This is a genomic window from Bradyrhizobium sp. TM233, assembly GCF_036247965.1.
GTDB lineage: Bacteria > Pseudomonadota > Alphaproteobacteria > Rhizobiales > Xanthobacteraceae > Bradyrhizobium > Bradyrhizobium ottawaense.
Window position 1 is genome coordinate 142,482 of the sequence record NZ_BTIG01000003.1, and the last position, 21,243, is coordinate 163,724.

Annotated in this window: 23 protein-coding genes and 2 tRNA genes; 11 read left to right on the forward strand and 14 right to left on the reverse strand. The window is 66.1% G+C overall.

What is annotated here, in order from left to right; all coding sequences use genetic code 11:
- Positions 1-22 precede the first annotated feature (22 nt).
- On the forward strand, positions 23-1,003 hold the full coding sequence (locus AABA86_RS07735; protein WP_338306356.1) for an NADPH:quinone oxidoreductase family protein: 981 nt from the start codon (positions 23-25) through the stop codon (positions 1,001-1,003).
- A gap of 41 nt (positions 1,004-1,044) precedes the next feature.
- Here AABA86_RS07735 and AABA86_RS07740 read toward each other — a convergent pair whose 3' ends face one another.
- Genes AABA86_RS07740 through AABA86_RS07750 form a run of 3 tightly spaced genes read right to left on the reverse strand, consistent with a single transcriptional unit; the run spans position 1,045 to position 4,162 of the window.
- Positions 1,045-2,292: a metal-dependent hydrolase family protein gene (locus tag AABA86_RS07740; protein ID WP_338306357.1), complete on the reverse strand. Its 1,248-nt coding sequence runs from the start codon at positions 2,290-2,292 to the stop codon at positions 1,045-1,047.
- Between the two features lie 17 nt (positions 2,293-2,309).
- Entirely contained in the window at positions 2,310-2,807 is a 498-nt protein-coding gene (locus AABA86_RS07745) for a GAF domain-containing protein (RefSeq protein ID WP_338306358.1), read from the reverse strand.
- Positions 2,804-4,162, reverse strand: coding sequence for an MFS transporter (locus AABA86_RS07750; RefSeq protein WP_028141078.1), 1,359 nt, complete (start codon positions 4,160-4,162; stop codon positions 2,804-2,806). Before AABA86_RS07750 ends, AABA86_RS07745 begins: the two co-directional genes overlap by 4 nt.
- 87 nt (positions 4,163-4,249) lie before the next feature.
- Here AABA86_RS07750 and AABA86_RS07755 point away from each other — a divergent pair, with 87 nt between their 5' ends.
- Positions 4,250-5,197: a LysR family transcriptional regulator gene (locus AABA86_RS07755; protein ID WP_338306359.1), complete on the forward strand. Its 948-nt coding sequence runs from the start codon at positions 4,250-4,252 to the stop codon at positions 5,195-5,197.
- Between the two features lie 145 nt (positions 5,198-5,342).
- Positions 5,343-6,374, forward strand: coding sequence for an LLM class flavin-dependent oxidoreductase (locus AABA86_RS07760; RefSeq protein ID WP_338306360.1), 1,032 nt, complete (start codon positions 5,343-5,345; stop codon positions 6,372-6,374).
- A 17-nt stretch (positions 6,375-6,391) separates the two neighbouring features.
- Here the strand turns inward: AABA86_RS07760 and rlmB are convergent, their stop codons facing one another.
- Complete coding sequence (gene rlmB, locus AABA86_RS07765; RefSeq protein WP_212251988.1) at positions 6,392-7,219, reverse strand: 23S rRNA (guanosine(2251)-2'-O)-methyltransferase RlmB; 828 nt, start codon at positions 7,217-7,219, stop codon at positions 6,392-6,394.
- Between the two features lie 207 nt (positions 7,220-7,426).
- Between rlmB and AABA86_RS07770 the strand changes: the two genes are divergently transcribed.
- Positions 7,427-7,512: transfer RNA gene (locus AABA86_RS07770), tRNA-Tyr, on the forward strand.
- Positions 7,513-7,723: 211 nt separating this feature from the next.
- Here the strand turns inward: AABA86_RS07770 and AABA86_RS07775 are convergent.
- Together AABA86_RS07775 and AABA86_RS07780 are read right to left on the reverse strand one after the other, a co-directional pair.
- The gene (locus AABA86_RS07775; RefSeq protein WP_338306361.1) at positions 7,724-8,203 is read right to left on the reverse strand and encodes a hypothetical protein; all 480 of its coding nucleotides are present in this window, start codon (positions 8,201-8,203) and stop codon (positions 7,724-7,726) included.
- Positions 8,204-8,246: 43 nt separating this feature from the next.
- On the reverse strand, positions 8,247-8,732 hold the full coding sequence (locus AABA86_RS07780) for a hypothetical protein (protein ID WP_212251992.1): 486 nt from the start codon (positions 8,730-8,732) through the stop codon (positions 8,247-8,249).
- A 282-nt stretch (positions 8,733-9,014) separates the two neighbouring features.
- Here AABA86_RS07780 and AABA86_RS07785 point away from each other — a divergent pair, with 282 nt between their 5' ends.
- On the forward strand, positions 9,015-9,491 hold the full coding sequence (locus AABA86_RS07785; protein WP_212251993.1) for a hypothetical protein: 477 nt from the start codon (positions 9,015-9,017) through the stop codon (positions 9,489-9,491).
- Between the two features lie 157 nt (positions 9,492-9,648).
- A tRNA-Thr gene (locus AABA86_RS07790) sits at positions 9,649-9,723 on the forward strand.
- 18 nt (positions 9,724-9,741) lie between these two features.
- Here the strand turns inward: AABA86_RS07790 and AABA86_RS07795 are convergent.
- The 3 genes from AABA86_RS07795 to AABA86_RS07805 form a co-directional block, all read right to left on the reverse strand.
- Complete coding sequence (locus AABA86_RS07795) at positions 9,742-10,155, reverse strand: GFA family protein (protein ID WP_338306362.1); 414 nt, start codon at positions 10,153-10,155, stop codon at positions 9,742-9,744.
- Positions 10,156-10,366: 211 nt separating this feature from the next.
- On the reverse strand, positions 10,367-12,199 hold the full coding sequence (locus AABA86_RS07800; RefSeq protein WP_338306363.1) for an outer membrane protein assembly factor BamB family protein: 1,833 nt from the start codon (positions 12,197-12,199) through the stop codon (positions 10,367-10,369).
- A 93-nt stretch (positions 12,200-12,292) separates the two neighbouring features.
- Positions 12,293-13,006: a class I SAM-dependent methyltransferase gene (locus tag AABA86_RS07805; RefSeq protein WP_338306364.1), complete on the reverse strand. Its 714-nt coding sequence runs from the start codon at positions 13,004-13,006 to the stop codon at positions 12,293-12,295.
- A 254-nt stretch (positions 13,007-13,260) separates the two neighbouring features.
- On the opposite strand from AABA86_RS07805, the gene AABA86_RS07810 reads away from it, so the two are divergent.
- The 3 genes from AABA86_RS07810 to AABA86_RS07820 all read left to right on the forward strand — a co-directional run bounded on the left by AABA86_RS07810 (position 13,261) and on the right by AABA86_RS07820 (position 14,660).
- Positions 13,261-13,461 carry a hypothetical protein gene (locus AABA86_RS07810; protein ID WP_212252000.1) on the forward strand — a complete coding sequence of 67 codons (201 nt, stop codon included), beginning with the start codon at positions 13,261-13,263 and terminating at the stop codon, positions 13,459-13,461.
- A 267-nt stretch (positions 13,462-13,728) separates the two neighbouring features.
- Positions 13,729-14,103: a hypothetical protein gene (locus AABA86_RS34625; protein WP_445083459.1), complete on the forward strand. Its 375-nt coding sequence runs from the start codon at positions 13,729-13,731 to the stop codon at positions 14,101-14,103.
- A 302-nt stretch (positions 14,104-14,405) separates the two neighbouring features.
- Complete coding sequence (locus AABA86_RS07820) at positions 14,406-14,660, forward strand: hypothetical protein (RefSeq protein ID WP_028141090.1); 255 nt, start codon at positions 14,406-14,408, stop codon at positions 14,658-14,660.
- A 27-nt stretch (positions 14,661-14,687) separates the two neighbouring features.
- On the opposite strand, the gene AABA86_RS07825 is transcribed toward AABA86_RS07820, so the two are convergent.
- The 4 genes from AABA86_RS07825 to AABA86_RS07840 all read right to left on the reverse strand — a co-directional run bounded on the left by AABA86_RS07825 (position 14,688) and on the right by AABA86_RS07840 (position 17,200).
- Complete coding sequence (locus tag AABA86_RS07825) at positions 14,688-14,930, reverse strand: hypothetical protein (protein WP_338306365.1); 243 nt, start codon at positions 14,928-14,930, stop codon at positions 14,688-14,690.
- A gap of 251 nt (positions 14,931-15,181) precedes the next feature.
- Positions 15,182-15,889 (reverse strand): outer membrane protein, encoded by a 708-nt coding sequence (locus AABA86_RS07830; protein WP_212252002.1) that lies wholly within the window; start codon positions 15,887-15,889, stop codon positions 15,182-15,184.
- A 286-nt stretch (positions 15,890-16,175) separates the two neighbouring features.
- The gene (locus AABA86_RS07835; RefSeq protein ID WP_179879913.1) at positions 16,176-16,610 is read right to left on the reverse strand and encodes a hypothetical protein; all 435 of its coding nucleotides are present in this window, start codon (positions 16,608-16,610) and stop codon (positions 16,176-16,178) included.
- Positions 16,611-16,825: 215 nt separating this feature from the next.
- Entirely contained in the window at positions 16,826-17,200 is a 375-nt protein-coding gene (locus tag AABA86_RS07840; RefSeq protein WP_338306366.1) for a His-rich protein BRANT, read from the reverse strand.
- Positions 17,201-17,450: 250 nt separating this feature from the next.
- Between AABA86_RS07840 and AABA86_RS07845 the strand changes: the two genes are divergently transcribed.
- Complete coding sequence (locus AABA86_RS07845; protein ID WP_212252006.1) at positions 17,451-17,993, forward strand: tetratricopeptide repeat protein; 543 nt, start codon at positions 17,451-17,453, stop codon at positions 17,991-17,993.
- 106 nt (positions 17,994-18,099) lie between these two features.
- Positions 18,100-19,485, forward strand: a complete 1,386-nt coding sequence (locus tag AABA86_RS07850; protein ID WP_338306367.1) for a serine hydrolase domain-containing protein — start codon at positions 18,100-18,102, stop codon at positions 19,483-19,485.
- Here AABA86_RS07850 and AABA86_RS07855 read toward each other — a convergent pair.
- Positions 19,475-21,043 (reverse strand): S10 family peptidase, encoded by a 1,569-nt coding sequence (locus tag AABA86_RS07855; RefSeq protein ID WP_212252010.1) that lies wholly within the window; start codon positions 21,041-21,043, stop codon positions 19,475-19,477. The two genes, AABA86_RS07850 and AABA86_RS07855, sit on opposite strands and share 11 nt — an antisense overlap.
- Positions 21,044-21,243: the final 200 nt, after the last annotated feature.

Sequence of the window (21,243 nt, forward strand, 5' to 3'; positions counted from 1 at the left end):
ACCGGAACAACAGAGGTCCGACATGAAAGCCGTCGTGGTCGAGCAATACGCACCGATCGATCAGATCGAACTGACGGACGTCCCGCCCCCGTCCATGGAACCAGGACAATTGCGCATCCGCGTGGAAGCTGCCGGGATCGGCTTCGTCGACGGCTTGAAGATCGAGGGACGCTATCAGACCAAAGATCCCCTGCCCTTCATTCCCGGGACGGAGTTCGCGGGCGTGGTGACGGACGCGCCCGGCGCACCCGGCGGCTATCAGCCCGGCATGCGCGTGATGGGGATGACGCGCTCGGGCGCACTTGCCGAAGAGATCGTCGTCAGACCCGAAGCGCTCCATCCCCTGCCCGACGGCGTCGCGGCCGAAGTCGCCGCCTCGTTTCGCGCCAATTATCTGACCGCTCTCTATGCGCTCGGTGCACGCGCCTCGCTCTGCGCAGGGGAACAGCTTCTGGTGCTGGGCGCAGCTGGCGGCACCGGAATTGCGGCAGTCCAGATCGGCAAGCTGCTTGGCGCCCGTGTGATCGCAGCAGCATCGACGCCGGACAAGCGCGCGTTCGCGCTGGCGCACGGCGCCGACGCTGTGATCGACTACACGCAGGCCGGCTGGCGCGACACGCTGAAGGAATTGACGGGAGGACACGGCGCCGACGTGATCTTCGACCCGGTCGGAGGCGACGTCTCGGTGCAGGCCTTTCGCTCCATCGCCTGGCGTGGCCGTCATCTCGTGGTCGGTTTTGCTGCCGGTGCGATCCCGGCATTGCCGTTCAACCTGCCACTGCTGAAGGGCGGCGCCCTGCTCGGTGTCGACCTCGCACAGATTCCCCTGCGCGAGCCCGAGGTGCAGAAGCGCCTGATGTCGCAGTTGACGGGCTGGCTTGCCGACGGCCAGCTGAAGCCTGTGGTCGGTCGCGTCTTCGCGCTGGGCGATTTCCGGGAAGCGTTCAGGACCATGCAGACGCGCGGGGCGCTCGGCAAGATGGTCGTGCGCATCTCGACATAGGACGCACGAGCGGCGCGAGGGCGTCCGTGACGCAGCGGCAGCTACGTGTTCAGCCTGTCGAACAGGACTTTGCCCGCCTTCATCACCAGCGGGATATGCTCGCCCTGGCCGAGCAGGCAGGCAACGTCGTTGAGCGGATTGCCGTCGACCACCAGCACGTCCGCGATCGACTCGGGCACGATGCGGCCGAGCTTGCCCTCCATGCCGAGCACTTCGGCGCCGATCACCGTGGCGCTGGCGATCACCGCGCGTGGGCCGAGAATCTCGGCGCGAATGCGGAATTCGTCGCTCTGGAGGCGCTGCGACGGCCCGAGCAAATCGCTGCCGAACCCCATCTTCACGCCGGCGTCGCGATAGATCGCGAGCGAACGCAGGCCGGCATCGCGGACATCGGCGATCTTGGCGACGCTCTCGGGCGGCAGGCCATATTGCGCGCCTTCATTGGCCAGCGCCTCATAGGTGACGAGCGTCGGCACCACATAGGCGCCCTTCTCGGCCATCAGGCGCGCGGTCGGGGCATCGACCAGATTGCCGTGCTCGATGGTGCGCACGCCGCAGCGAACCGCGCGCTCGATGGCGGCGGCGGTATAGGCGTGGGCGAGCACATAGGTCTGGCGCCCGCGCGCCTCCTCGACGATGGCGCGGATCTCGTCCTCGGAGTAGCCGAAGGCGCCGACCGGGTCGGTCGGTGACGCGACGCCGCCGGACGCCATGATCTTGATCTGATCGGCGCCCATCTGCAGCTCCTCGCGCGCCGCCCTGCGCACGCCGTCGACGCCGTCGGCAACGCGCGCCAGCGCGCCGACGCGCACGCAGCAGGGGCACGGCGCGTCGCTGGCAAGATAATCCGAGCGCGCGCGCATGTCGCCGTGCCCGCCGGTCTGGCTCAGCGCGCGGCCGGAAACGAACAGCCGCGGGCCGTCGGTGAGACCCGTCTCGATCGCCTGCTTCAGCGCATGGCCGGCGCCGCCGGCGTCGCGAACGGTGGTGAAGCCACGCCGAAGCATGCCGCGCAGCAGCAACGTCGAGCGCAGCGTCACCAGCACGTTCGGCATGTGCACCTGCTGCGACAGATTGAGCTCGACCGCCACCGCATGGACATGCAGGTCGATCAGGCCCGGCATCAGCGTCTTGCCGTTGAGGTCGATGGTGCGGTCGACTGAAGCCTGGAGCGGCCGGTCCGAGACCTCCTTGATCACGTTGTCCTCGACCAGCACGTGATGGCCTTCCAGCAAATCCGGCTGAAGCGGATCGAGCAGAGCGGCATTCTTGAAGAGGGTGCTGGGCATGGTCGTTTCCTGTCTGGTCAGGACTGTGTGAGCAGCGCGGGCAACGCGAGCTGGGCGAACGGAAGGCACGCGGCGACATCGTCTGCGTTATACCAGCCGGCTTCATGCAGCAGGTTGAGCGAGCCGAGCGTGCGTCCGCGCCAGCGCACGGGCATGTTGAGCACGCTCTCGCAGCCGAGTGACGCGATCAGCTCGTGATCGGCGAACACATTGCGCAAATCATCGAGAGTGCGGCCGATAAAGGCCTCGCCGCGGTCGAGCACGGCCTCGGTCCAGGGGCCCGGCGCCAGGCGCTTGCGGCCGCCCGTCGGGTAAGGCCCGGGGCGGTTGGAATAGATCCGCGCCGCTTCCCCGCTATCGTCGTCATAGGTCAGGATCGTGAACAGCTTCTGCCCGATCGCCGATTTCAAGGCATCGTCCAGCGCGGAGAACAGGGCCTCCGGCTGATCCGCCCTGCCCTGCGCCGCCGCCACGGCGTTGACCAGCGGATCGAGCCGGCGTGTCGTTGCCCTCATGCGACTTCGCCCGCAGCAATGTCTTCCAGCGAACGGCCGCGCGTCGGCACGCCCATCACCACGACGGTGAGCGCTCCGATCAGCAGAACGCTGGTGGTGATCCCGAACACGCCGGCAAAGCCGAAATTGGGATAGAGGTAGCCGACCAGGATCGGCGAGACGATCGCGCCGATGCGGCCGATCGCCGAGGCAAGGCCGGCGCCGGTGGTCCGTACCGGCGTCGGGAACACCTCCGCCGTATAGGCATAGACGCCGGCATAGGTGCCGTTCATGAAGAACGACAGCAGGATCCCGGCGACCATGATGTGCTGGTCGCTCTGCGCGAAGGCAAGTCCGAGCGCGCTGATGCCGCCGAGCACCATGTAGGACGCAATGGTCGCCTGCCGGCCGATGCGCTCGTTGAAATACGCGGCGCTGAAATAGCCGGGGATCTGCGCGCAATAGATCGCGAGCGAATAGGCGAAGCTCTTGGTGATGCTCATGCCGTTCTGGACCAGCAGGCCGGGAATCCAGACGAAGAAGGAATAATAGCTGAAGGTGATCGCAAGCCACATGATCCACGTCATGACGGTGATGCGCGCCTGCCGGGGCGCCAGAAGCGCCGCGAAGTTGGCAAGCAACGTTCCCCCGGCGACGGGCGGGCTGACCGCGTCGACGACCGGCTGCGGCAGCACATGCCCCTGGCGCGCGAAGCCGGCTTCGATCCTGTCCAGCACCGCTTCGGCTTCCTTCGCCCTGCCCCGGCTCTCCAGCCAGCGCGGCGATTCCGGCAGCGCCCGGCGCCACCAGAGCAGCATGACGACCGGCACCGCGGTGATCACCAGCACGATGCGCCAGCCGTTCTCATAGGCGGGAACGATGAAGTAGCCGAGCAAGGCCGCCGCGACGAAGCCGAAGGAGAAGAACCCGGCCAGCGCGCCGGTGAAGCTGCCGCGGAAGCGCCGCGCCACGAACTCGGCGAGATAAGGCGCGATGATCGCGCTCTCGGCGCCGGTGCCCATGCCCGCGACGACGCGGGCGGCGAAGAAGGACGGCCAGCTGTCCACGGCGGCACTGACGATCGATGCGGCACAATAGAGCGCCAGCGCCGACATCATCACCGCACGGCGGCCGATCAGGTCGCCGAGCGTGCCCGCCAGCAACGCGCCGAACAGGAAGCCGATATAGGTGCTGCTGCCGAGCACGCCGATCTGCACGCTCGTCAGATTCCAGGCGGTGCGCAGCACCGGCAGGATGAACGCCAGCACGGCTGCGTCCATCGCGTCGAACATGTAGCCGAGCCCACCCATCAACAGCAGATGCGTGTGGAAGCGCGCGAATGGCAGGCGCTCGATGCGCGCCGAGATCATCGACATGTAAGTCCCTTCTGTCCGGCGGCCCGGCATCCGCAAGTCCCTGGGGGAACCATAGACAAAGAGATATTATCGTCATAATTTATAATCGTGATCCCATACATCACCACGGTGAATGTTCTGTCGTTTCGATCGCTCGACCTCAACCTGCTGAAAGTCTTCGAAGCCCTGATGACCGAGGGCAGCGTCACGCGTGCCGCAAACGCGCTGCTGATGACGCAGCCCGCGGTCAGCAACGCGTTGGCGCGGCTGCGCGACGCGCTCGGCGATCCCCTGTTCGTCAGGTCCGGCACCGGCATCCGTCCGACCCAGCGCGCCGTGGTGCTGTGGGAGCCGATCGGCGAGGCACTCGAAACCGTACGCGGCGCGCTCGACGAGCAGGTGTTCGATCCGCGCCGCGCGCAGACCGAGTTCAGCCTGTCGATGTCGGATTACGTCGCCTCGCTGGTGATGCCGAATCTCCTCGGCCATTTCGGCAAGGTCGCGCCCAAGGCGCGCGTGCACACCGTCCCCAACACCATTCTGGAGATCGCCGATCAGCTCGAAGACAATCGCGTCGATTGCGTGCTCAGCGTCTATGTCAACGAGGCGCAGCAGCCGGCCGCCATCCGCTCGCGCTCGCTGTGGACGGTCGACTACGCCTGCTTCATGCGGCGCGGCCATCCGCTCGCCGCCCAGAAGCGGCTCAGCACGCGCAGCTTCCTCGGCGCAGGCCATGTCGACGTCAGCCTCGCCGGCAAGACCCTGCCGTCCTACGACCTCTTCCTCGCCTCGCGCGGGCTGTCGCGCAACCTGGTCGCGACCGTCAACCACTACAGCGCCGCCTACGAGGTGGTGCGCCAGTCCGACCTGATCGCGGTGCTGCCGAGCGATTTGCGCTCGCAATCCCGGCACGCGCCGTTCCTGCACGCCATGCCGCTGCCGCTCAAGGCGCCGCCGCGCATCGTCAGCCTGTTCTGGCACCAGCGCAACGACACCGTGCCGGCGCAGCGCTGGCTGCGCGAGACCCTGGTCGAGATGTTCACCCGATCCGGCTGAGCGGGCGCGGGCCTGGCGCGATCCAAAAAGGAAACGGTGGGTTTCTCAGAGCAGCATTGTTGCACCGGCCGCCGCGGCCTAGCTCCACCGCAACGATCCCCTCCCACAGTGACAGGCGCAAGCTGCGTCCGCAGAGACCTCACCGATGACCGCATCGCTTCAATTCGGACTGGACACTTTTGGCGACGTCACCAGGGACGCCGGCGGCGCCATGCTTCCGCACGCGCAGGTGATCCGCAACGTCGTCGACGAAGCCGTGCTGGCCGACGAGCTCGGCCTCGACTTCATCGGCCTCGGCGAGCACCATCGTGCCGATTTTGCGATCTCCTCGCCGGAGACCGTCCTCGCCGCGATCGCGTCGCGGACCAAGCGCATCCAGCTCGGCTCGGCCGTGACGGTGCTGTCATCGGACGATCCCATCCGCGTGTTCCAACGCTTTGCCACGCTGGACGCGCTCTCCAACGGACGCGCCGAGGTGATCCTCGGCCGCGGCTCGTTCACTGAATCCTTTCCGTTGTTCGGCTTCGACCTGCGCAAATACGAAGAGCTGTTCGAGGAGAAGCTGGACCTGTTCGCCGCACTGCTGGCGCAGCAGCCGGTGAGCTGGGAGGGCAAGCTGCGTCCGCCGCTGCGGGATCAGCTGGTCTATCCCCCTGTCGAGAACGGCCGGCTGAAGACCTGGATCGGCGTCGGCGGCAGCCCGCAATCGGTGGTGCGCGCTGCGCATTACGATTTGCCTTTGATGCTCGCGATCATCGGCGGCGATCCCGCGCGCTTTGCGCCCTTCGTCGATCTCCATCACCGCGCCGCCAAGGAGTTCGGCCGGCCGGCACAGCCGATCGGCGTGCACTCGCCCGGCTATGTCGCCGAGACGGATGAAGAGGCGCGCGAAGAGCTATGGCCCGACTACAAGGCCATGCGCGACCGCATCGGCAAGGAACGCGGCTGGCCGCCGATGGGCCGCGACGAGTTCGTCAGCGAGGTCGAGCACGGCTCGCTCTATGCCGGCTCGCCGGAAACGGTGGCGCGCAAGATCGCCAGGACGGCGAAGACGCTCGGTGTTGCGCGCTTTCAGCTGAAGTATTCGGCGGGGCCCTTGCCGCACGAGAAGCTGATGAAGAGCATCGAGCTTTATGGGCGCAAGGTGGTGCCGATGGTACGGGAGATGATGGGGTAGCGGCTTGAGGCAGCCGCCTACTTCATCAGCCCGAGCCGGCTCGCGCCGACATAGAGCGAGAGCACGGCGGCGTTGGAGACGTTGAGGCTCTTGATCTCGCCGGGCATGTCGAGCCGCGCCACGACGCTGCAGGTCTCGCGGGTCAATTGCCGCAGACCCTTGCCTTCGGCCCCTAACACCAGCGCGAGCGGCTCGCGCAGCGCAACGTCGCTGAGATCCGCGCTGCCTTCGCTGTCCAGCCCGACGGTCTGGAAGCCGATTTCGTTCAGCGTGGTCAGCGCGCGAGCGAGGTTCTGCACCGTCACAACAGGCACCAGCTCCAGCGCGCCGGAGGCGGCCTTGGCGAGCACGCCGGTGGCTTCCGGGCTGTGGCGCGCGGTGGTGACGATCGCCTTCACCGCGAACGCTGCGGCGGAGCGCAGGATCGCACCGACATTGTGCGGGTCGGTGATCTGGTCGAGCACCAGCACCATGCCTTCTTGCTTCAAGGCCTCGATGTCAGGCGAAGGCAGAGGATCGGCCTCGGCGAGCAGGCCCTGATGCACGGCATCAGGCGAGAGCAGACGGTCGATCTCTTGGGGCCGGACGATCTCGGGGGTGACGCGGGTCTCGATATTCTCGTCCGCAAGCCGCTTCGCTGCGTTCTCGGTCAGCGTCAGCTTGCGGATCCGCCGCTCCGGGTTGGCCAGGGCCATGGTCACGGTGTGCCAGCCATAGAGGATGACCGGTCCGTCGGCGTGCGAATCGCGGTCGCGCCAGGCCGGCCGGCCGGCCGATTTCCCGGGTCTGTTGAAGGGCTTAGCCCCGCCGCGGGGGCCCCTGGGGGTGAATTTTCGATCCTTCATGGGCTCGCTTGTGTCACGGGTGCCGGAATATGGCAATTTGGGTGGCTTCGACGGCGATTTTAGCTGTTCGCCTCGGTTGACTTTGCCCCACCGGATCGCCCATAACCGCGCCCGGTCGCGCCCCCATCCGGGCTGTCGCGGCCTTCACGTTCCATGGCCGTCTTCGGTCGCCGGCAAAGGTCCGGCCCGATTGTGCTGCCGTCGAGCGGGGGAGTGTCCCGAGTGGCAAAGGGAGCTGACTGTAAATCAGCCGCCTCATGGCTTCGCAGGTTCGAGTCCTGCCTCCCCCACCAGCCTTCGCTCGCTTCGCGAGCTTCGGCTTGGCAAGCCGCGCGAGCTTCGGTCTGGCGAGCCGAACGTCACGGCGCGAAGCCGACCCCCGACACGACGACTTCTCGTACCTGAATTTGCGCGATCGCCAGGACGGCACGCAGACATCGCAAAAAGCAAAACGCCCGTCCGCATCGCGCGAACGGGCGTCTCGTTAGCTCAACCGATCGGAGATCAGTAGTAGCGGCGCAGCACGCGGTGGCCGCCGTAGTACGGCGCCGGCGCGTGCCGGTGGGCGTAGCCGTAGCGCGGACCATGGCCGTAGTGCACGCGCGGCAGATAGCCGTAGCGCGGGCCGTAACCGTAGCGGTACGGACGGTAGTACGGGCGGTGATAGGGAGCCACGGCGGCGCGATAGCCGTAGCCGTAATTGGCGGGCGCGACCACCGCGTCTTCACGATAGGTCGGATACGGCGCGAAGGCGCCCGGGCCGGTATAGGTCGGGCCCTGGTTAACGTGATAATACTGCGTGGTCGGCTCGGCGAGACGCTCATAGGCGCCATAGCCATAGCCGTAGCCGCCGCAACCGGTGTTGCAGCCGGAATAGACCGGCGCGACTGGCTGGCATGGGTTGAAGCCGCACGCCGCGGCGGGTGCCGTGGCGACGAACATCACGGCAGCCGCCGCAACCAGTCCCGAAATCATTTGACGCATTACTCTCTCCTGTTGATTTCCGTTTGTTGGATTTTGACGTTTCTTAACCCGGCGGCTTGCCGGGGACTTGGACATGCGGCCGCGGTCGCGGTGGCCGCGGACGATCGTTGATCTCAGGCGCGAGGATCACCGGCGGCGCATCGACGGGCGCGTCCATCTGCGGCGGCAGCGGCGCCGATTGCGCGCCCCAGCTCTGATGGTAGCTCTCGGCGGGCTTTGGCAATTTCCGGTTCGCGGGCGGCTCGACCTCGAGCCGGCCGTAGCCGGGCCGCAGGCCCATCGTCGGATAATAATGGCCGACATCGGCAGGCTGCCGCTCGGCGACATAGCGCCCGCCATAGATGGTGGGCTGCACCTGCTGGTTCTTGCCAAGACCCCAGGTGCCCTCGACCACGGCATAGGACGCGTCGATGTTGTTGATGATGATCGGCACGCCGGGACGGCCGGGCACGACGATATCGAAGCCTTCGCCGGCAAGCGCCGTCGCGGGCAATCCGATCAGAAAGGCAGCGAGCGCGACAGCGCGCATGAGGGGACCCCGGTTATGCGGCGGCAACCTACCCGATCGCGACGCAGAGAGGGTTAAGGCCCGCTCACCAAATTCCGGTAAGCCTAATGTGTAAGGATTGCGCGCCGCTCAAATGCTGCAAAGCGAATGAGCGAAGCGTTAACGGCGTGTGGCTCCGCCGCACGGAACCGCGCCGTGCGCTCACATCCGTTTGACCGTTTGCTGGCGAAATCCACCGGTTTCTTCGGAACGTCCGGCGCCGCAAGCGTTTAGCCCCCGTCAACAAAATGGGAGCCAACAACCATGAACATCAAACTTCTTGGAGCGACGGCGATTGCGGCGACCATGCTGGCAGGCTCTGCCATGGCGCAGGCCGTCGTCACCAATCCTGGCCGCTGCTCGGCGCAATTCCCCAACGCCAATTGCCAGAATCTCGGCCCCGGAAATCCGTACACCGATAGCGGATACCGCCATCGCCGCGTGTCCTATCGTCAGACCAATGGCGACTGGAATAACGACTGGAACAGGAGCCGCACCGGCTTCTGGCCGACCGACGTCGCGGCCGGCGTAGCCGGCGCCGCGATCGGCACCGCCGGCGCGATTGCCTCAGCGCCGTTCCGCGCCTGGGACAATTCCTACGCGTACGATAATTCGTGGGACAACCGCGGCTGGGACAATCGTGGCTGGGACACCCGCACCTACGCCCAGCGTAACGGCTTCGTCTGCACGCCCGGCACCTGGTTCAAGGGCGAAGACGGCCGCCGGCATCTCTGCCAGTAAGGCGATCTAAATCGATGCGGAGAGATCAGGCGGCCTCCGGGCCGCCTGATTCATGTTCGCGGCGACGGCCTTTCCGGTTCTGGCACTTTCCGACCAAGTCTGGTATTGCGGCGCGGAACGGGTGGACACCCCGGCCCATGCCGGCCCTGCCCGCGTCGCCGGCTTAGCTCAGCGGTAGAGCAGCGGTTTTGTAAACCGAAGGTCGGGGGTTCAATCCCCTCAGCCGGCACCAGCATCTGGCGTACAGGTCTCAGCTCGAACGGTTCGCCGCGCTGCCTTGCTGGAAGTGCTCGGCGCCTGACATCTCCACCCAGCCATGTTTCGACTGCTCGAACACCGATCTGATCGGCGGTGGAAAATCGGGATTTGCGATCGCGCCGACGGCGACGCCGATCATCCCCGGCAGATTCTCGGCTTGCCAATAGACCGTCGAGCCGCAGTCGGGACAGAAATAGCTGCGGACCTTGCCGCCGCTTTCGGCAGTCCGGACGTACTCCCTTGACGGCCCTGAAATCGTGACGGCGTGCGCCGGATAGAAGGCACCGACACCGAACGGCGCGCCGGTTCGTCGCTGACAGTCAAGGCAATGACAGGCGACGACGAGCTGCGATGGTCCCGGCAGCGACAGCGAAAGCGCACCGCAGCTGCATCTGGCATCGATCATCGAATTTGCTCCCCCTCGTTGGCTCACAATGACGGGGTTGACGAGGCGGCCTCAACCCGTGCCCCGGACGCAGTGCAGCGCCCCTTCGGCGATGCGCTGCAGAGCCGGGGCCTATCGCGCCGCATTCCACCGTGCCGCTCTCTGGGTCCCGGCTCTGCGCAGCAACGCGAGAGGCGCGTTGCTGCGCGTCCGGGACACGGCGGCAAAGTCGTCACTCCGGTCCGACCTCGAACGCCAGCAGCACGTTGCCGGCGACGCCGCTCCATTGGCCGTAGCCGGAATTGGTGTAGAGCATGCCGCCGGCGATGACGGGCCCGGGGCCATCGATGGCGCCGCCATGGGCGGGGACGCCGTTCACGGCCTTGAAATCCTGCGCGGTGTCGAACTCCCAGAGCAGCTTGCCATCGGTGGCGTAGGCGCGCAGGAAGCCGCTGACGCCGCCGGAGAACACCACGCCCGGGATCAGGCTCACCGCCGCCGAGAGCGCGGGGCTGCATTTGGGGCGGTCGCCGCAGGCGACCGGCGGCACTTCCATCGCGATCTTGCCACTGGCGAGGTCGAGGCCGAACAGGCCGCCGCCTTGCGTGGGATCGAGTTGCCGCGTGCCGTCACGCATGAAGCGCACGTCGGAATTGGCGACATAGATGCGCTCGCCGTCCGCGGCCGAACCCCATTCGCTGCCACCGAGCGCACCGCCCTTCCCGATCCTGGTCTGCCACAGGATCTTGCCACCGTCGTCGGGATCGAGCGCGTGCACGACGCCGGATTTCTGCGCGATGACGAGCACGCGCCGGCCGTCGCGCAAGGTGACGAGGATCGGCGACTGGCCGAAATCGTGATCGGGTCCTGGATCCTCCGGACAATTGGACTTGTCCGCAGTGAAGCACGCCACGACAAAGGCATCCTTGGGCGTGGCCTGCTGCTTCCAGAGCAGCTTCCCGGTCGCAAGCTCGAAAGCGAGGATCGCATCAGCGGTCGCCGCCGGCGGGTTCGAGTAGGAATTGCTGGTCGCTACATAGACGGCGCCCCGCTTCGCATCGATCGTCGGCGCCGACCAGATCGCAGCGCCCGACGGACCGAACAGCTGCGTGCCCCTGGCATTCTTGCCGGTCGGATGCGGCACTTCCGGAATCGTATAGGCCTGCCAGACCAGCTTGCCGGTCGCGGCGTCGAGCGCCACCACGCTGCCGCGGAAGGTGCAGCATTCGTAACTGGCTTGCGAGCCGGCCGCTTCCTCGATCGAGGACACCGGCACGTAGAGCACGCCGGAATGCAGCGTCGGCGCGCCGGTGATGCGCGCGGCGGCATGCTCCTCGACCTTCGTCTTCCAGATCAGCGCGCCGGTCAGCGCGTTCACGGCATAGGCGTTGGCGCGCAAATCGCCGAAGAAGATCGCGAACTGGTCGGAGCCTGGAAGTGGCGCAAAGCTGATCGCGGCGCGCACCGCCGCATCGATCGCCAGCGTCCACAGCGTGCAGCCGCTGCGCGCGTCGAGCGCGTGCACCTTGCGATCGGTGCCGCCGATGAACAGCATTCCGCCCACGATGGTCGGCGGCGCAAACGACACCGAGGCGCCGGGGAATGCATAAGCCCATTTCAACCGCAGGCGCGGAACCTGCTCCGCCGTCAGCCCCGCCATGTCGGCCGGCTGGAAGCGGCTATTGCCGGTGTCCACGCCCCATCCGTTCCAACGCGGACCATCGAGGGCCTGCGGGAAGCCGCTGGCCTGTTGCGCGCAGCGGCCGTCCGCGTCGGCCGCAACCGCGCCGGTCGCGATCTTGCCGGTGACGAAGGACGCTATCGCGCGGCGTTCCGCGTCGCTGCGATCCTTTGCCATCCCCGCCATGCTGCCGGAGGTCAACGCCGCCAGCACATGATCGAACGACATCGCCTGCATGGCGCCGCGGCCCGGCACGCGGCTCTGCGCATCGCCGTCGTGGCATTGCGCGCAATGCGTCGCATAAAGCGTTGCGCCCTCCTGCTGTGCCAGCGCCGGCGCGCTGCACCAAATCAACAACGCGGCCAGGACAGCACGTGCTCTCATGGTGGGCTCCGGCATGCGACAGGAGATCGCGACACAACCCGAAGTCTATCGCCGGGGCGATTACGGACGCAATGGACGTTCCGCCCGCAGCTGTCACACATCCGTGGCCGTGCGGACGCGATCCGGCAACTCATCCAGCCGCCAGAGCCCGAGGCTCTTGTCGCGCCAGCCGCCATCGCCCTCCTCGCAACGCTCGTCGATCAGCGCGCGCGGCACCGGCCAGTCGAACGGCGCCTTCGTCATGTTGAGCGCGCGCCAGTCGCCATCCTCGCAATCGCAATTATCCTCCCACTCCGGAAACGTCGTGACGAGCAGGAATTGCGCGCCGCTCTGGCGAAAGCGGGCGATGGCGCTGGCGATGTTCTGAAAGCTCAGATGCACCAGGCAGTCCCGGCACAGGATCAGATCGGCGCGCGGCAGTGCATCGCGCGTGATATCGGCCACCAAGAATCGGCCGGCCAATTCGCCGCGCGCCGCACGCGCGTTGTTGGTCTCGATCAGCGACGGCACGATGTCGACGCCGGTGTAATCGAGATCGAGCTTGATGCGACCGATCCAGCCGGCGTCGCCGCAGGGCGCATCGAGCAGCGAGCGCGCGCCGAGCTGTTGCAGCAGCGAAGGAAGCGCGTCCCGGATCGCGGCGGTCGCGGGGTCCTCGGAGCCGAGGCCCGACACCGAGCCGGCAGCGCCCCAGAGGTTCGTCCGCTCGATCCGCTCGAACCTTGCGGTAAGATCTAGCCCTGAGAAATTGTCGCGGTCGGCGACGAAGCGTTCGTGGGCGAGGACGGCAGGACGATTGGAGATCATGGGATCGGACTCGGAGGTCGAGATTCCGGTGCAGACGAGCTATACTCGCGTCCGATGCGCTCGACCACTCCGAGAGAGAAGGCCAGGATCGCCGCTGGCGCGGTGACGGCCGTCGTCATGACGGCCGTGCTGTTCGTGTTCATGCTCGGTTTCCTGCTGGCACCATAGAGGGCGTAGTCGGCGCGGCAGACGGGGAACCGAGCCCTGCCCTCAATCGTTGTCGGCCCATGCGGATCAGGGAAGAAAACCGAAACATGTTTCTGCTGGCGACGGTGACGCTGTGCTGCGCCGCCGTGGCCGGCACATTGACGTTGTTCGCGCCGCTGCCTGGGCCGGCCCCCGAAAAGCTGGTCGCAGAGACAGCCGTGATCGACGTCACCCGGACGTCGGTTCAGACACCGGTCCGGGTGGTCGGCGCGCCGTTCGAGCCCAACGTCAATCCGCGCGAGCGATAGCGCTCACCTCGGCGATGCCGCCTTGCCCTCATCGGGCCGGCCATGCGCACGCGCCAATTCCTCCACGAACGCGATCACCTCCGCCCGCTTGTCGGGCGGCAGCGACAGAAACGCGCGGATGAGCCTCAGGCCCTCTACTTCGTCCGAACGTTCTTTTCCGGAATCCATCTGCCTATTTTCGGGCGACCGGGAAAAATATGCAATCCCCTGTTTACCGCCTTGATTCGGCACGGCCGCTTTGCTGGAATGGGCCGGCTGAGGTGGATCATGAAATGGATCGTGGAACGCGACGCGCTGATCGCGCAGACACTGGCCTTCGTCCAATCGGTGACCGGCAGGAAGGATGATGTCCTTCAGCCGGAACGGACCCCGGTCGCCACGACAGTCGCGGTCGAGCTCGTTGCCGTGGAGGCCGCCGCAGTCGAGATCGAGCTGGCGCAAGCTCCGGTACCGCTCCCGCCCACTCCTCTGCCGCCAGCGCGGGCGATCGGTGATTTCCGCACCGAGATGCAGGCCCGCATCGCCAATTTCCGCAAGCATCAGGAGCGGTTCGAGCGCGAGCGCGAGGAATATTGTGCCGAAACCCTGACCAGATTGCGCGCCGCCATCCACGACGCCTCCGGCCCATCGGCCAAAAAATAAGGCCGCCTCCCGTCAGAGGGCCTATAGCCAGGACCACACCAGCCAAAGATTGGCCGCGCAGGCGCCGAATAACGCCAGCGTCAGCGGCAGGAGCATGTGCCCGCAGGAGGTCTTCAGGTCGCTCGTCATGGCGGAAAACATCCGCTGATTCCGCCAAACGAGTCCCAAGGATTCTTTTTTTCGCGATTCAGGACTCGTTAAGGACTCAAGGCCCGGCAGCCTGGATCACGGCCCCGTGATCGCCAGCCCCCCGGAACCGGCGGGCCGTTAGGTCGTTAATGCGTTTTCCGGGAGCGGGAAGAATGCCCTACGCCTTGTTCTGCAACGACGCCCAGATCAGCAAGGCCTATCCGAGCGAATCCGACGTCTGGAAGCTCGCGTATCGGAGCGGTCTGGTCGTGGATATCAGCGCCGACGAGGAGCGTCCCGGGCCACGCCGGGTGCTCGACAACGACTACGAGATCAAGCCCTGCCGGGTCGCCCAGGGTGAGGACCCCGCCCAAAACAAGGCCGAGGCCGACCGCCAGTCGACGATGGAGCTCGAGCTGAATTCGTGAGGTCCGGCGGCGGATGCCGCAAAGCGGTCAGGGCGTTGCGGTTGCCAGCGAGGCCTGCTCACCGGCCAGAGCCACGCAGGCCTTGCGGCGATGCAGCCCGCGGATCGCGCCGGTGACCTTGAGCACCTTGCCCGACGGGCAGGACGCGTCCTTGACGAAAGCCACCTCGTAAGGTGCCAGCATCAGAGGCTCGGATTTGAGGATTGTCTGTGCAGAGCACGGCAGGCACAAGAAGCACGAGAGCCCTACTGCCGACACCAAGATACGCATGTCCGTCGTCCCACCAGCCCGGTAATTCTCATATAACGCTTCCCGGAGCGCGAGTTCCGTAAGCGGCAAAAATTATTTTTGCTTTACCCAAGTCCCATGACGCGCGTGAGAAGGCGCCCGCCGGAATGTTTTCCTGCAAATGACGCGCCAGATGGTTCACGCAAAGCAAACATGGGGCCGGCAGGCAAGAGGGCCGACAAACGAAAGGCCGGCGGAGCCGGCCTTTGTCAGAGCGTTGTCGCGGTGGAGCGTTAGTAGCGCGAGGCTGCCGGACCGCCCCAGCCGAAGCGGTAGTTCACACCGACCTTGACGGTATGCTCGTCCTCCCGGCCGCGAACGCCGACGATGTCGGCCGGACCGGAGGTGAAGGTGGTGCTGCCGAAATTGTAGTATTGGTACTCGGCCTTGGCCGACCAGTTCGGCGCGAACATATATTCGAGGCCGGCGCCGACGGTGTAGCCGTCCTTGCTGTTGCCGGTGGTGGTGAAGCCCTGCGGCACGCCTGCGACATTGACGCCCAGGCCGCCATTGCGCCAGGCGTAACCGCCCTTGGCGTAGAGCAGCGTCGGACCCCAGGTGTAGCCGATGCGGCCGGTCACCGACCCGAGCTGGTCGGTATTGGAGGTCACCTGCGTGCCCGCCGGGAACGTGACACCATTGTTGTTGGTCGGCAGCCAGGAATACTGGGCCTCGATACCCACCACCCAGTTGGGCGCGAACTGGTAGTCGAAGCCGCCCTGCACGCCGCCGAGGAAGCGGGCGTCGCTGGACTGGAAGCTGCTGTCGCCGGCAAACGCGCCGCCGACATGGCCGCCGATGTAGAAACCGGTCCAGTTATAAATCAGCTGTGGCGGCGTATAGGCCGGGGCCTTGGCGTAGGTGCGCGGCTGCATATCCGCGGCTGCAGCCGGCGCGGCCAGCGCAAGCAGAGCGGCAGCACCCAGCAAAATCGATTTCATGATCATCCCCGTTCTTTCATTACGACACTCAGGAAACAACGTGGCGTGAATTGGGTTGCTTCGCGGCGATGCCGGAACGTTGATCGCTCGTAACTGTGACGGAGGGGCAACAACGCGATTTTGTTCCGTCACGTCGTCCTGCACCGACTGTTTTTGCCGCCTGCGCAGGGCCTGCCGTAACAATTTGTCGCGAGGTCAAACCACCCCGTTCAAAGCTCCCCGAAATGTGATCCGGCAGCTCCGGCCCTGATCGTTCTAGCACCAGGCGATGAAGGCGGACTTTGCGCTACCGCGTCATCTTTTCCAGTTCCGGAAAGGGTACGTAAACCGCGCCGGCGCAGAGCTCACTCGTGCGGTCGACGACGCGGTCCGCTCGTCCGTTGACGAAGATCACAGCGCGTTCCCGCATGGCCTTGTAGCTGCCGTCGGTCTCGCGCGGGGTGAAGTGCAGACAGCTCACATAGAACTGCCGGCCGCCGACCTCGCGCTGGACCGGCTCGGCCATGCTGGCCTCGCGCACGCCGACCGGGTTGTTCAGATAGGTGCGCATCAGGGCCAGGATGTCGCCGCGGAAATTGTCGGGAAACGGCTGCGGGCCTCCGGCCTGGGTCCCACCGATGATGGTCGGACGGTCACCGTCGCTGCCGAAACATGCCGCGAGCGCCAGCGGCAATAGCAGGACCGATGCCAAGCTCGCCGCACGTTTCGCCAATCGCCCCACAGATCCCGCTCCCGCTCGAACAGATTAGGGGGACGTTCTAGCCGCAAGGTCGCGCAAAGGGAATTCAGTCCTGCTGGCAAGGCCCGCTCGCAAGGCCTGGCGGACAACGCACCGCCCCGCCGCCGGCGTCTGCGCTTTCGCACAGGCGCCGGGACGGGCCTGAAGTCCGTATGCGGCGGCGGGCAATGCACGGTGCCGCCGCGCCGGATCAGACGCTAGCTGCGCTTGTCGGTGGCCAGCGGCTTGGTCACGTCAGGCTGCGCCTTCAGCTTCTTCGCCGACAGATGCTTGTGGTGGTGGCGATGGGTGCGCACGGTCTTGTGCTCGTCGGACGTGACCGCGGCGTTGGCATTCAACGCCTTCGACTTGGTATCCACCTTGGCATCCGCCTTGACGTCGCCGGCCTTCGCATCGGTCTTGGCATCGGCCTTGACGCCGGTGTCCGGTTTCGCGGCGGTGGTCGAGGCCTTGGTCTGGCTCTGGTCCGCCTTGATCACCGGGGCCGTTGTGGTCTTGCCGGCCTCGGCAGCGAAGGCCGGGGCTGCGATCACGGAAGCTGCGAGCAAAGCTGCGGAAATGGTCTTCAACATGGTGGTCTCCTCTTGGAAGGATCTCGAGGCGGCGCCCTGTCGCCTACCCTTCGATCGTGGGTGGGAGCCTAGGGGTGGCGCGCTGAACCCGGTCTGAAGCCCCTTGCAGGCTTCCGTTCATCTCGATGACAAGTTTGTCATCCGCGCCCGGGCGAATAGATCGGGCGAAGCGGGAATGTTTTCGCCAGACGGGTGTTCCGGTCTTCGGGCAATCGTGTAGGATCGCCACGTTCCATACGGGAGAATTTAGATGCGCAAACTCTCAATGCTTGTCGTGCCGGGATTGGTCGCCATGTCGCTGGCGGCCGCGCCGGTGCTGTCCAGCGCCTATGCCGCCGGCAGTGACGAGCCCTCCTCGCCGCCGAAATCGGACTCCTCGTCCAAGAAGGGCAAGAAGAAGAGCTCCTCCGTCAGCGATCCCAAATTCCTCGCCGCCTACCGCACCGCCTACACTGCGATCTACGACAACCACGACTACACCGGTGCGATCGGTCAGTTGAAGTCGCTGGGGCGCGACGACGTCGCCGACGTCGCCAATCTGATCGGCTACTCCTATCGCAAGCTCGGCGACTACCAGTCGTCGAAGGTCTATTACGAGCTGGCGCTGAAGGACGATCCGAACCACGTCCGCACCTGGCAGTATTACGGCCTCTGGCAGCTCGAGCAGGGCAACCGCGAACAGGCGCAGTATCATCTGAACAAGATCGCCTCGCTCGCCGGCACCGACAGCTCCGAGTATCGCTCGCTTGCCACGGCGCTCGACAAGCCGACCGGCGCGACGCTCGTCTACTAAGACAATCGCATCTTTGACCTCGCGGACGGGCACAACCTTTCGGTTGTGCCCGTTCGGCTTTCTCGGCTAGCCTCTCGCATCGATTTTCCCAGTAAATTGGTGTGCAATGGACCCATGGCTGCGATCCGCGATCGACTACATCGGCTCCTGGATCGAATTCCAACTGACGACAATCCAACAGCCAGGCGTCATCGTCGCATTCGCCCATCGTGGCGAGATCGTCGCCGAGCATGCGTTCGGCCTTGCAAATCTCGACACCGGCGAGAAGCTCACCCCACGCCACCGCTTCCGCATCGCCTCCCATTCCAAGAGCTTCACCTCGGCCGGCATCATGAAGCTGCGCGAGCAGCGCAAGCTCCGGCTCGACGATCCGATCGGCCAACATGTCGGCGGGCTGCATCCGCGCGTCGCCGAGACGACGATCGCGCAGGTGCTCTCGCACAGCGCCGGGTTGACGCGCGACGGCGCCGATTCCGGACAGTTCATCGACCGCCGTTCCTATCTCGACGCGAAAGAGTTGCTCGCGGAATTGAAGCTGCCGACCGCGATCGAGCCCGGCACCCGCTTCAAATATTCCAATCACGGCTTTGGCCTGCTCGGCCTCGTCATCGAAGCGGTGACGAAGCAGCCCTACTCCGCCTGGATCAAGCGCGAGATCATCGAGGCTGCGGGCCTGCGCGAGAGCGAGCCGGACGCGCCGCTGCCCAAGGGCGCATCGTTCGCGCGCGGCCATACGCGGAAGCTGCCGTTCGGCGAGCGATGCGTGATCCCCGGCGACAATCCCGCGCACGCGATGGCGTCCGCCGCAGGCTTCGTTGCGACGGCCGGCGACACCGCACGCTTCTTCGCGCAGCTTGCGCCCAATGCGAAGAAGAGCGTGCTCTCGGTCGCGAGCCGCCGCGAGATGACGCGACATCATTGGCGCATCCCGCAGAACTTCGAGGGCTATTACGGGCTCGGCGTCAATGCCGGCAAGACCGACGGCTGGGACTGGTTCGGCCATGGCGGCGGCTTTCAGGGCTACATCTCCCGGACCTGCGCCATCCCCGCTTGCGAGCTCACGATCAGCATCCTCAGCAACTCCATCGACGGCGCGGCGCCGCTCTGGATGGACGGCGCGATGCAGATCTTGCGCGTGTTCAGGACGCGCGGCACGGCCGACCGGCGCCTGCGCGACTGGACCGGCCGCTGGTGGACGATCTGGGGCGCGAGCGACCTCGTCCCCGCGCGCAACCGCGTGCTCGTCGCCAATCCGCAATTCATCAATCCGTTCATGGATGCCGCCGAGATCGAGGTCACCGGCCGCGACACCGGCAAGCTCGCCTGGGCTGCCGGCTATTCCAGCCATGGCGAGCCGGTGCGACGGATCCGCGACAAGCGCGGCAGGATCAGCGAGGTCTGGATCGCCGGCGCCAACCTCAAGCCGGCGAGCGCCGTGGCGAAGGAGATCGCCCGCCGCTATCCGCCGCGCAAGCGCCGGCCTACTCCCTGATCAGCGCCTCGACCTCGCTGCGAAACGCCTGCCGCGAGCCGCCTTGCGAATAGAACATGTGGCCGCCGGGATAGACCACGAACTTCACGCGCTGCGTTGCGAAGGCCGGCATCTGGTCGAGCACCCGCTTCGTTCCGAAATAGGGCGTGGCAAGGTCGAACAGGCCGTGCGCGACCAGCACGTTCAGCTTGGCATCGGTGGCGAGGATCTGGCGCAGCTCGGACACCGATTGCGGCGGGTTGATGCCGCGGCCGAAATCCCAGTGACCTTCCACTGCGCCGTTGAGCACTTCATAGGAGCCGTCGGGCCGCCAGTTGAGCTTGCGCGAGAGCACGTCGACCGCGGCGCTCGTCAGCGGCGCCTGGAGCGCATCGCCCGAGGGGTCGCCGAACCGCGAGCTGCTGGAATCCGGATAGGGATCGAAGCCGCGCACGGAGGCATCGTAACGTCCCGTCACCTTGCCGTTCTTGCGGTCAAATTCGCGGCGGAACTCACCGACGTCGAAACGGCCGGCGAGCCGGCGGCTCACCGCCTGGTCGATGCCGGTGAGCGCGGCGACCCTGTCGGCAAGCCGATTGGTCGCCTCCCTGTCCGCCTCGCCCTTGACGAGGTCGGCCAGGAATTCACCGCGCGCGTAGGCCTCGACGTCGGCGAGATCGGCGCGCTTGACCGGCCCTTTGGCCTCGCGCGCCACCGCCACATAGCTCGGCAAGGTCGCGACATATTGCAGGAGGCTGGTGCCGGTGAACTCGCGGAAATCCAATAGCGGCGATACCAGGATCAGGCCTTTGACGCCGACGCCGTGCTGGAGTTGCAACTGGCGCACCACCTTCGGCCCGCGAATGCCGCCATAGCTCTCGCCCGCGACGTATTTGGGCGAGGTCAGCCGGTCGTGCTTCTCGAGCCAGCGGCGGATCACCAGCGCGATCGCGTTGACGTCGCCGTCGACGGAGTAGAAGGATTTTCGCGCGTCCTCGCCGCTCGCAATGAAGCGGCTGTAGCCGGTGCTGACGGGATCGATGAAGACGAGATCGGTGAAATCGAGCCAGGTCTCCGCGTTCGGCTTCACCTCGGGCGAGGCTGACGGCGACAGCGCTTCGCCATCCAGCGGCAGCCGCCATGGACCGGCAGCCCCGAACTGGAGCCACGCCGAGGACGCGCCGGGCCCGCCATTGAACAGGAACGTGACCGGGCGCGTGGCGCGATCGGCGCCGTCGAGCTGGTAGGACGTATAGGCGATGTCGGCCAGCGGCTCGCCCTTGCCGTCGAACACCCGGATGGAGCCGGCGGTCGCGGCGAAATTGAGGGTGCGGCCGGGCAGATCCAGCGTCTGCTTCGTGGTGGAATCCGAGGGGAGACGATGCGGCTCGGCCGCCGACGGCGAGGCCTGCGTCGCGCCTTGCGCGCTGCCGGCGCGCCCGCCCTTCTGTCCGGCCGGCGATGCCGCCTCGGAGCGCGGCTGTGGCGGATCATCCGCGCGCGCAACGTTTGCGAACGCGAAAGCTGACACGGCCAGCACCAGGGCCGCGCGGCGCAGCGCCGACAGGATCGTGAGCATGATCGTTCTCCCTGCCCGGCTGTCATAGCCGGCGCGCATCGAAGCTAGCGAGGAATTGCGACGGTTTGCGGGATCGCCCGTCCGATGGCGCGCAAGGCGCCTCGGCGGGCTCAAATCGACCCGTTTTGTTCTCCGGATCGACAATCGCCCGTTTGCCTTGAGACCCGGTCATCCTCGACAATGCAGGCCCACCTCGTATA

Bases quoted from the DNA above. Each gene is read 5' to 3' on its own strand.
- AABA86_RS07735 (WP_338306356.1), top strand. From the start codon at position 23: ATGAAAGCCGTCGTGGTCGAGCAATACGCACCGATCGATCAGATCGAA.
- AABA86_RS07740 (WP_338306357.1), bottom strand. From the start codon at position 2,292: ATGCCCAGCACCCTCTTCAAGAATGCCGCTCTGCTCGATCCGCTTCAG.
- AABA86_RS07745 (WP_338306358.1), bottom strand. From the start codon at position 2,807: ATGAGGGCAACGACACGCCGGCTCGATCCGCTGGTCAACGCCGTGGCG.
- AABA86_RS07750 (WP_028141078.1), bottom strand. From the start codon at position 4,162: ATGTCGATGATCTCGGCGCGCATCGAGCGCCTGCCATTCGCGCGCTTC.
- AABA86_RS07760 (WP_338306360.1), top strand. From the start codon at position 5,343: ATGACCGCATCGCTTCAATTCGGACTGGACACTTTTGGCGACGTCACC.
- rlmB (WP_212251988.1), bottom strand. From the start codon at position 7,219: ATGAAGGATCGAAAATTCACCCCCAGGGGCCCCCGCGGCGGGGCTAAG.
- AABA86_RS07775 (WP_338306361.1), bottom strand. From the start codon at position 8,203: ATGCGTCAAATGATTTCGGGACTGGTTGCGGCGGCTGCCGTGATGTTC.
- AABA86_RS07780 (WP_212251992.1), bottom strand. From the start codon at position 8,732: ATGCGCGCTGTCGCGCTCGCTGCCTTTCTGATCGGATTGCCCGCGACG.
- AABA86_RS07785 (WP_212251993.1), top strand. From the start codon at position 9,015: ATGAACATCAAACTTCTTGGAGCGACGGCGATTGCGGCGACCATGCTG.
- AABA86_RS07795 (WP_338306362.1), bottom strand. From the start codon at position 10,155: ATGATCGATGCCAGATGCAGCTGCGGTGCGCTTTCGCTGTCGCTGCCG.
- AABA86_RS07800 (WP_338306363.1), bottom strand. From the start codon at position 12,199: ATGAGAGCACGTGCTGTCCTGGCCGCGTTGTTGATTTGGTGCAGCGCG.
- AABA86_RS07805 (WP_338306364.1), bottom strand. From the start codon at position 13,006: ATGATCTCCAATCGTCCTGCCGTCCTCGCCCACGAACGCTTCGTCGCC.
- AABA86_RS07810 (WP_212252000.1), top strand. From the start codon at position 13,261: ATGTTTCTGCTGGCGACGGTGACGCTGTGCTGCGCCGCCGTGGCCGGC.
- AABA86_RS34625 (WP_445083459.1), top strand. From the start codon at position 13,729: ATGAAATGGATCGTGGAACGCGACGCGCTGATCGCGCAGACACTGGCC.
- AABA86_RS07820 (WP_028141090.1), top strand. From the start codon at position 14,406: ATGCCCTACGCCTTGTTCTGCAACGACGCCCAGATCAGCAAGGCCTAT.
- AABA86_RS07825 (WP_338306365.1), bottom strand. From the start codon at position 14,930: ATGCGTATCTTGGTGTCGGCAGTAGGGCTCTCGTGCTTCTTGTGCCTG.
- AABA86_RS07830 (WP_212252002.1), bottom strand. From the start codon at position 15,889: ATGAAATCGATTTTGCTGGGTGCTGCCGCTCTGCTTGCGCTGGCCGCG.
- AABA86_RS07840 (WP_338306366.1), bottom strand. From the start codon at position 17,200: ATGTTGAAGACCATTTCCGCAGCTTTGCTCGCAGCTTCCGTGATCGCA.
- AABA86_RS07845 (WP_212252006.1), top strand. From the start codon at position 17,451: ATGCGCAAACTCTCAATGCTTGTCGTGCCGGGATTGGTCGCCATGTCG.
- AABA86_RS07850 (WP_338306367.1), top strand. From the start codon at position 18,100: ATGGACCCATGGCTGCGATCCGCGATCGACTACATCGGCTCCTGGATC.
- AABA86_RS07855 (WP_212252010.1), bottom strand. From the start codon at position 21,043: ATGCTCACGATCCTGTCGGCGCTGCGCCGCGCGGCCCTGGTGCTGGCC.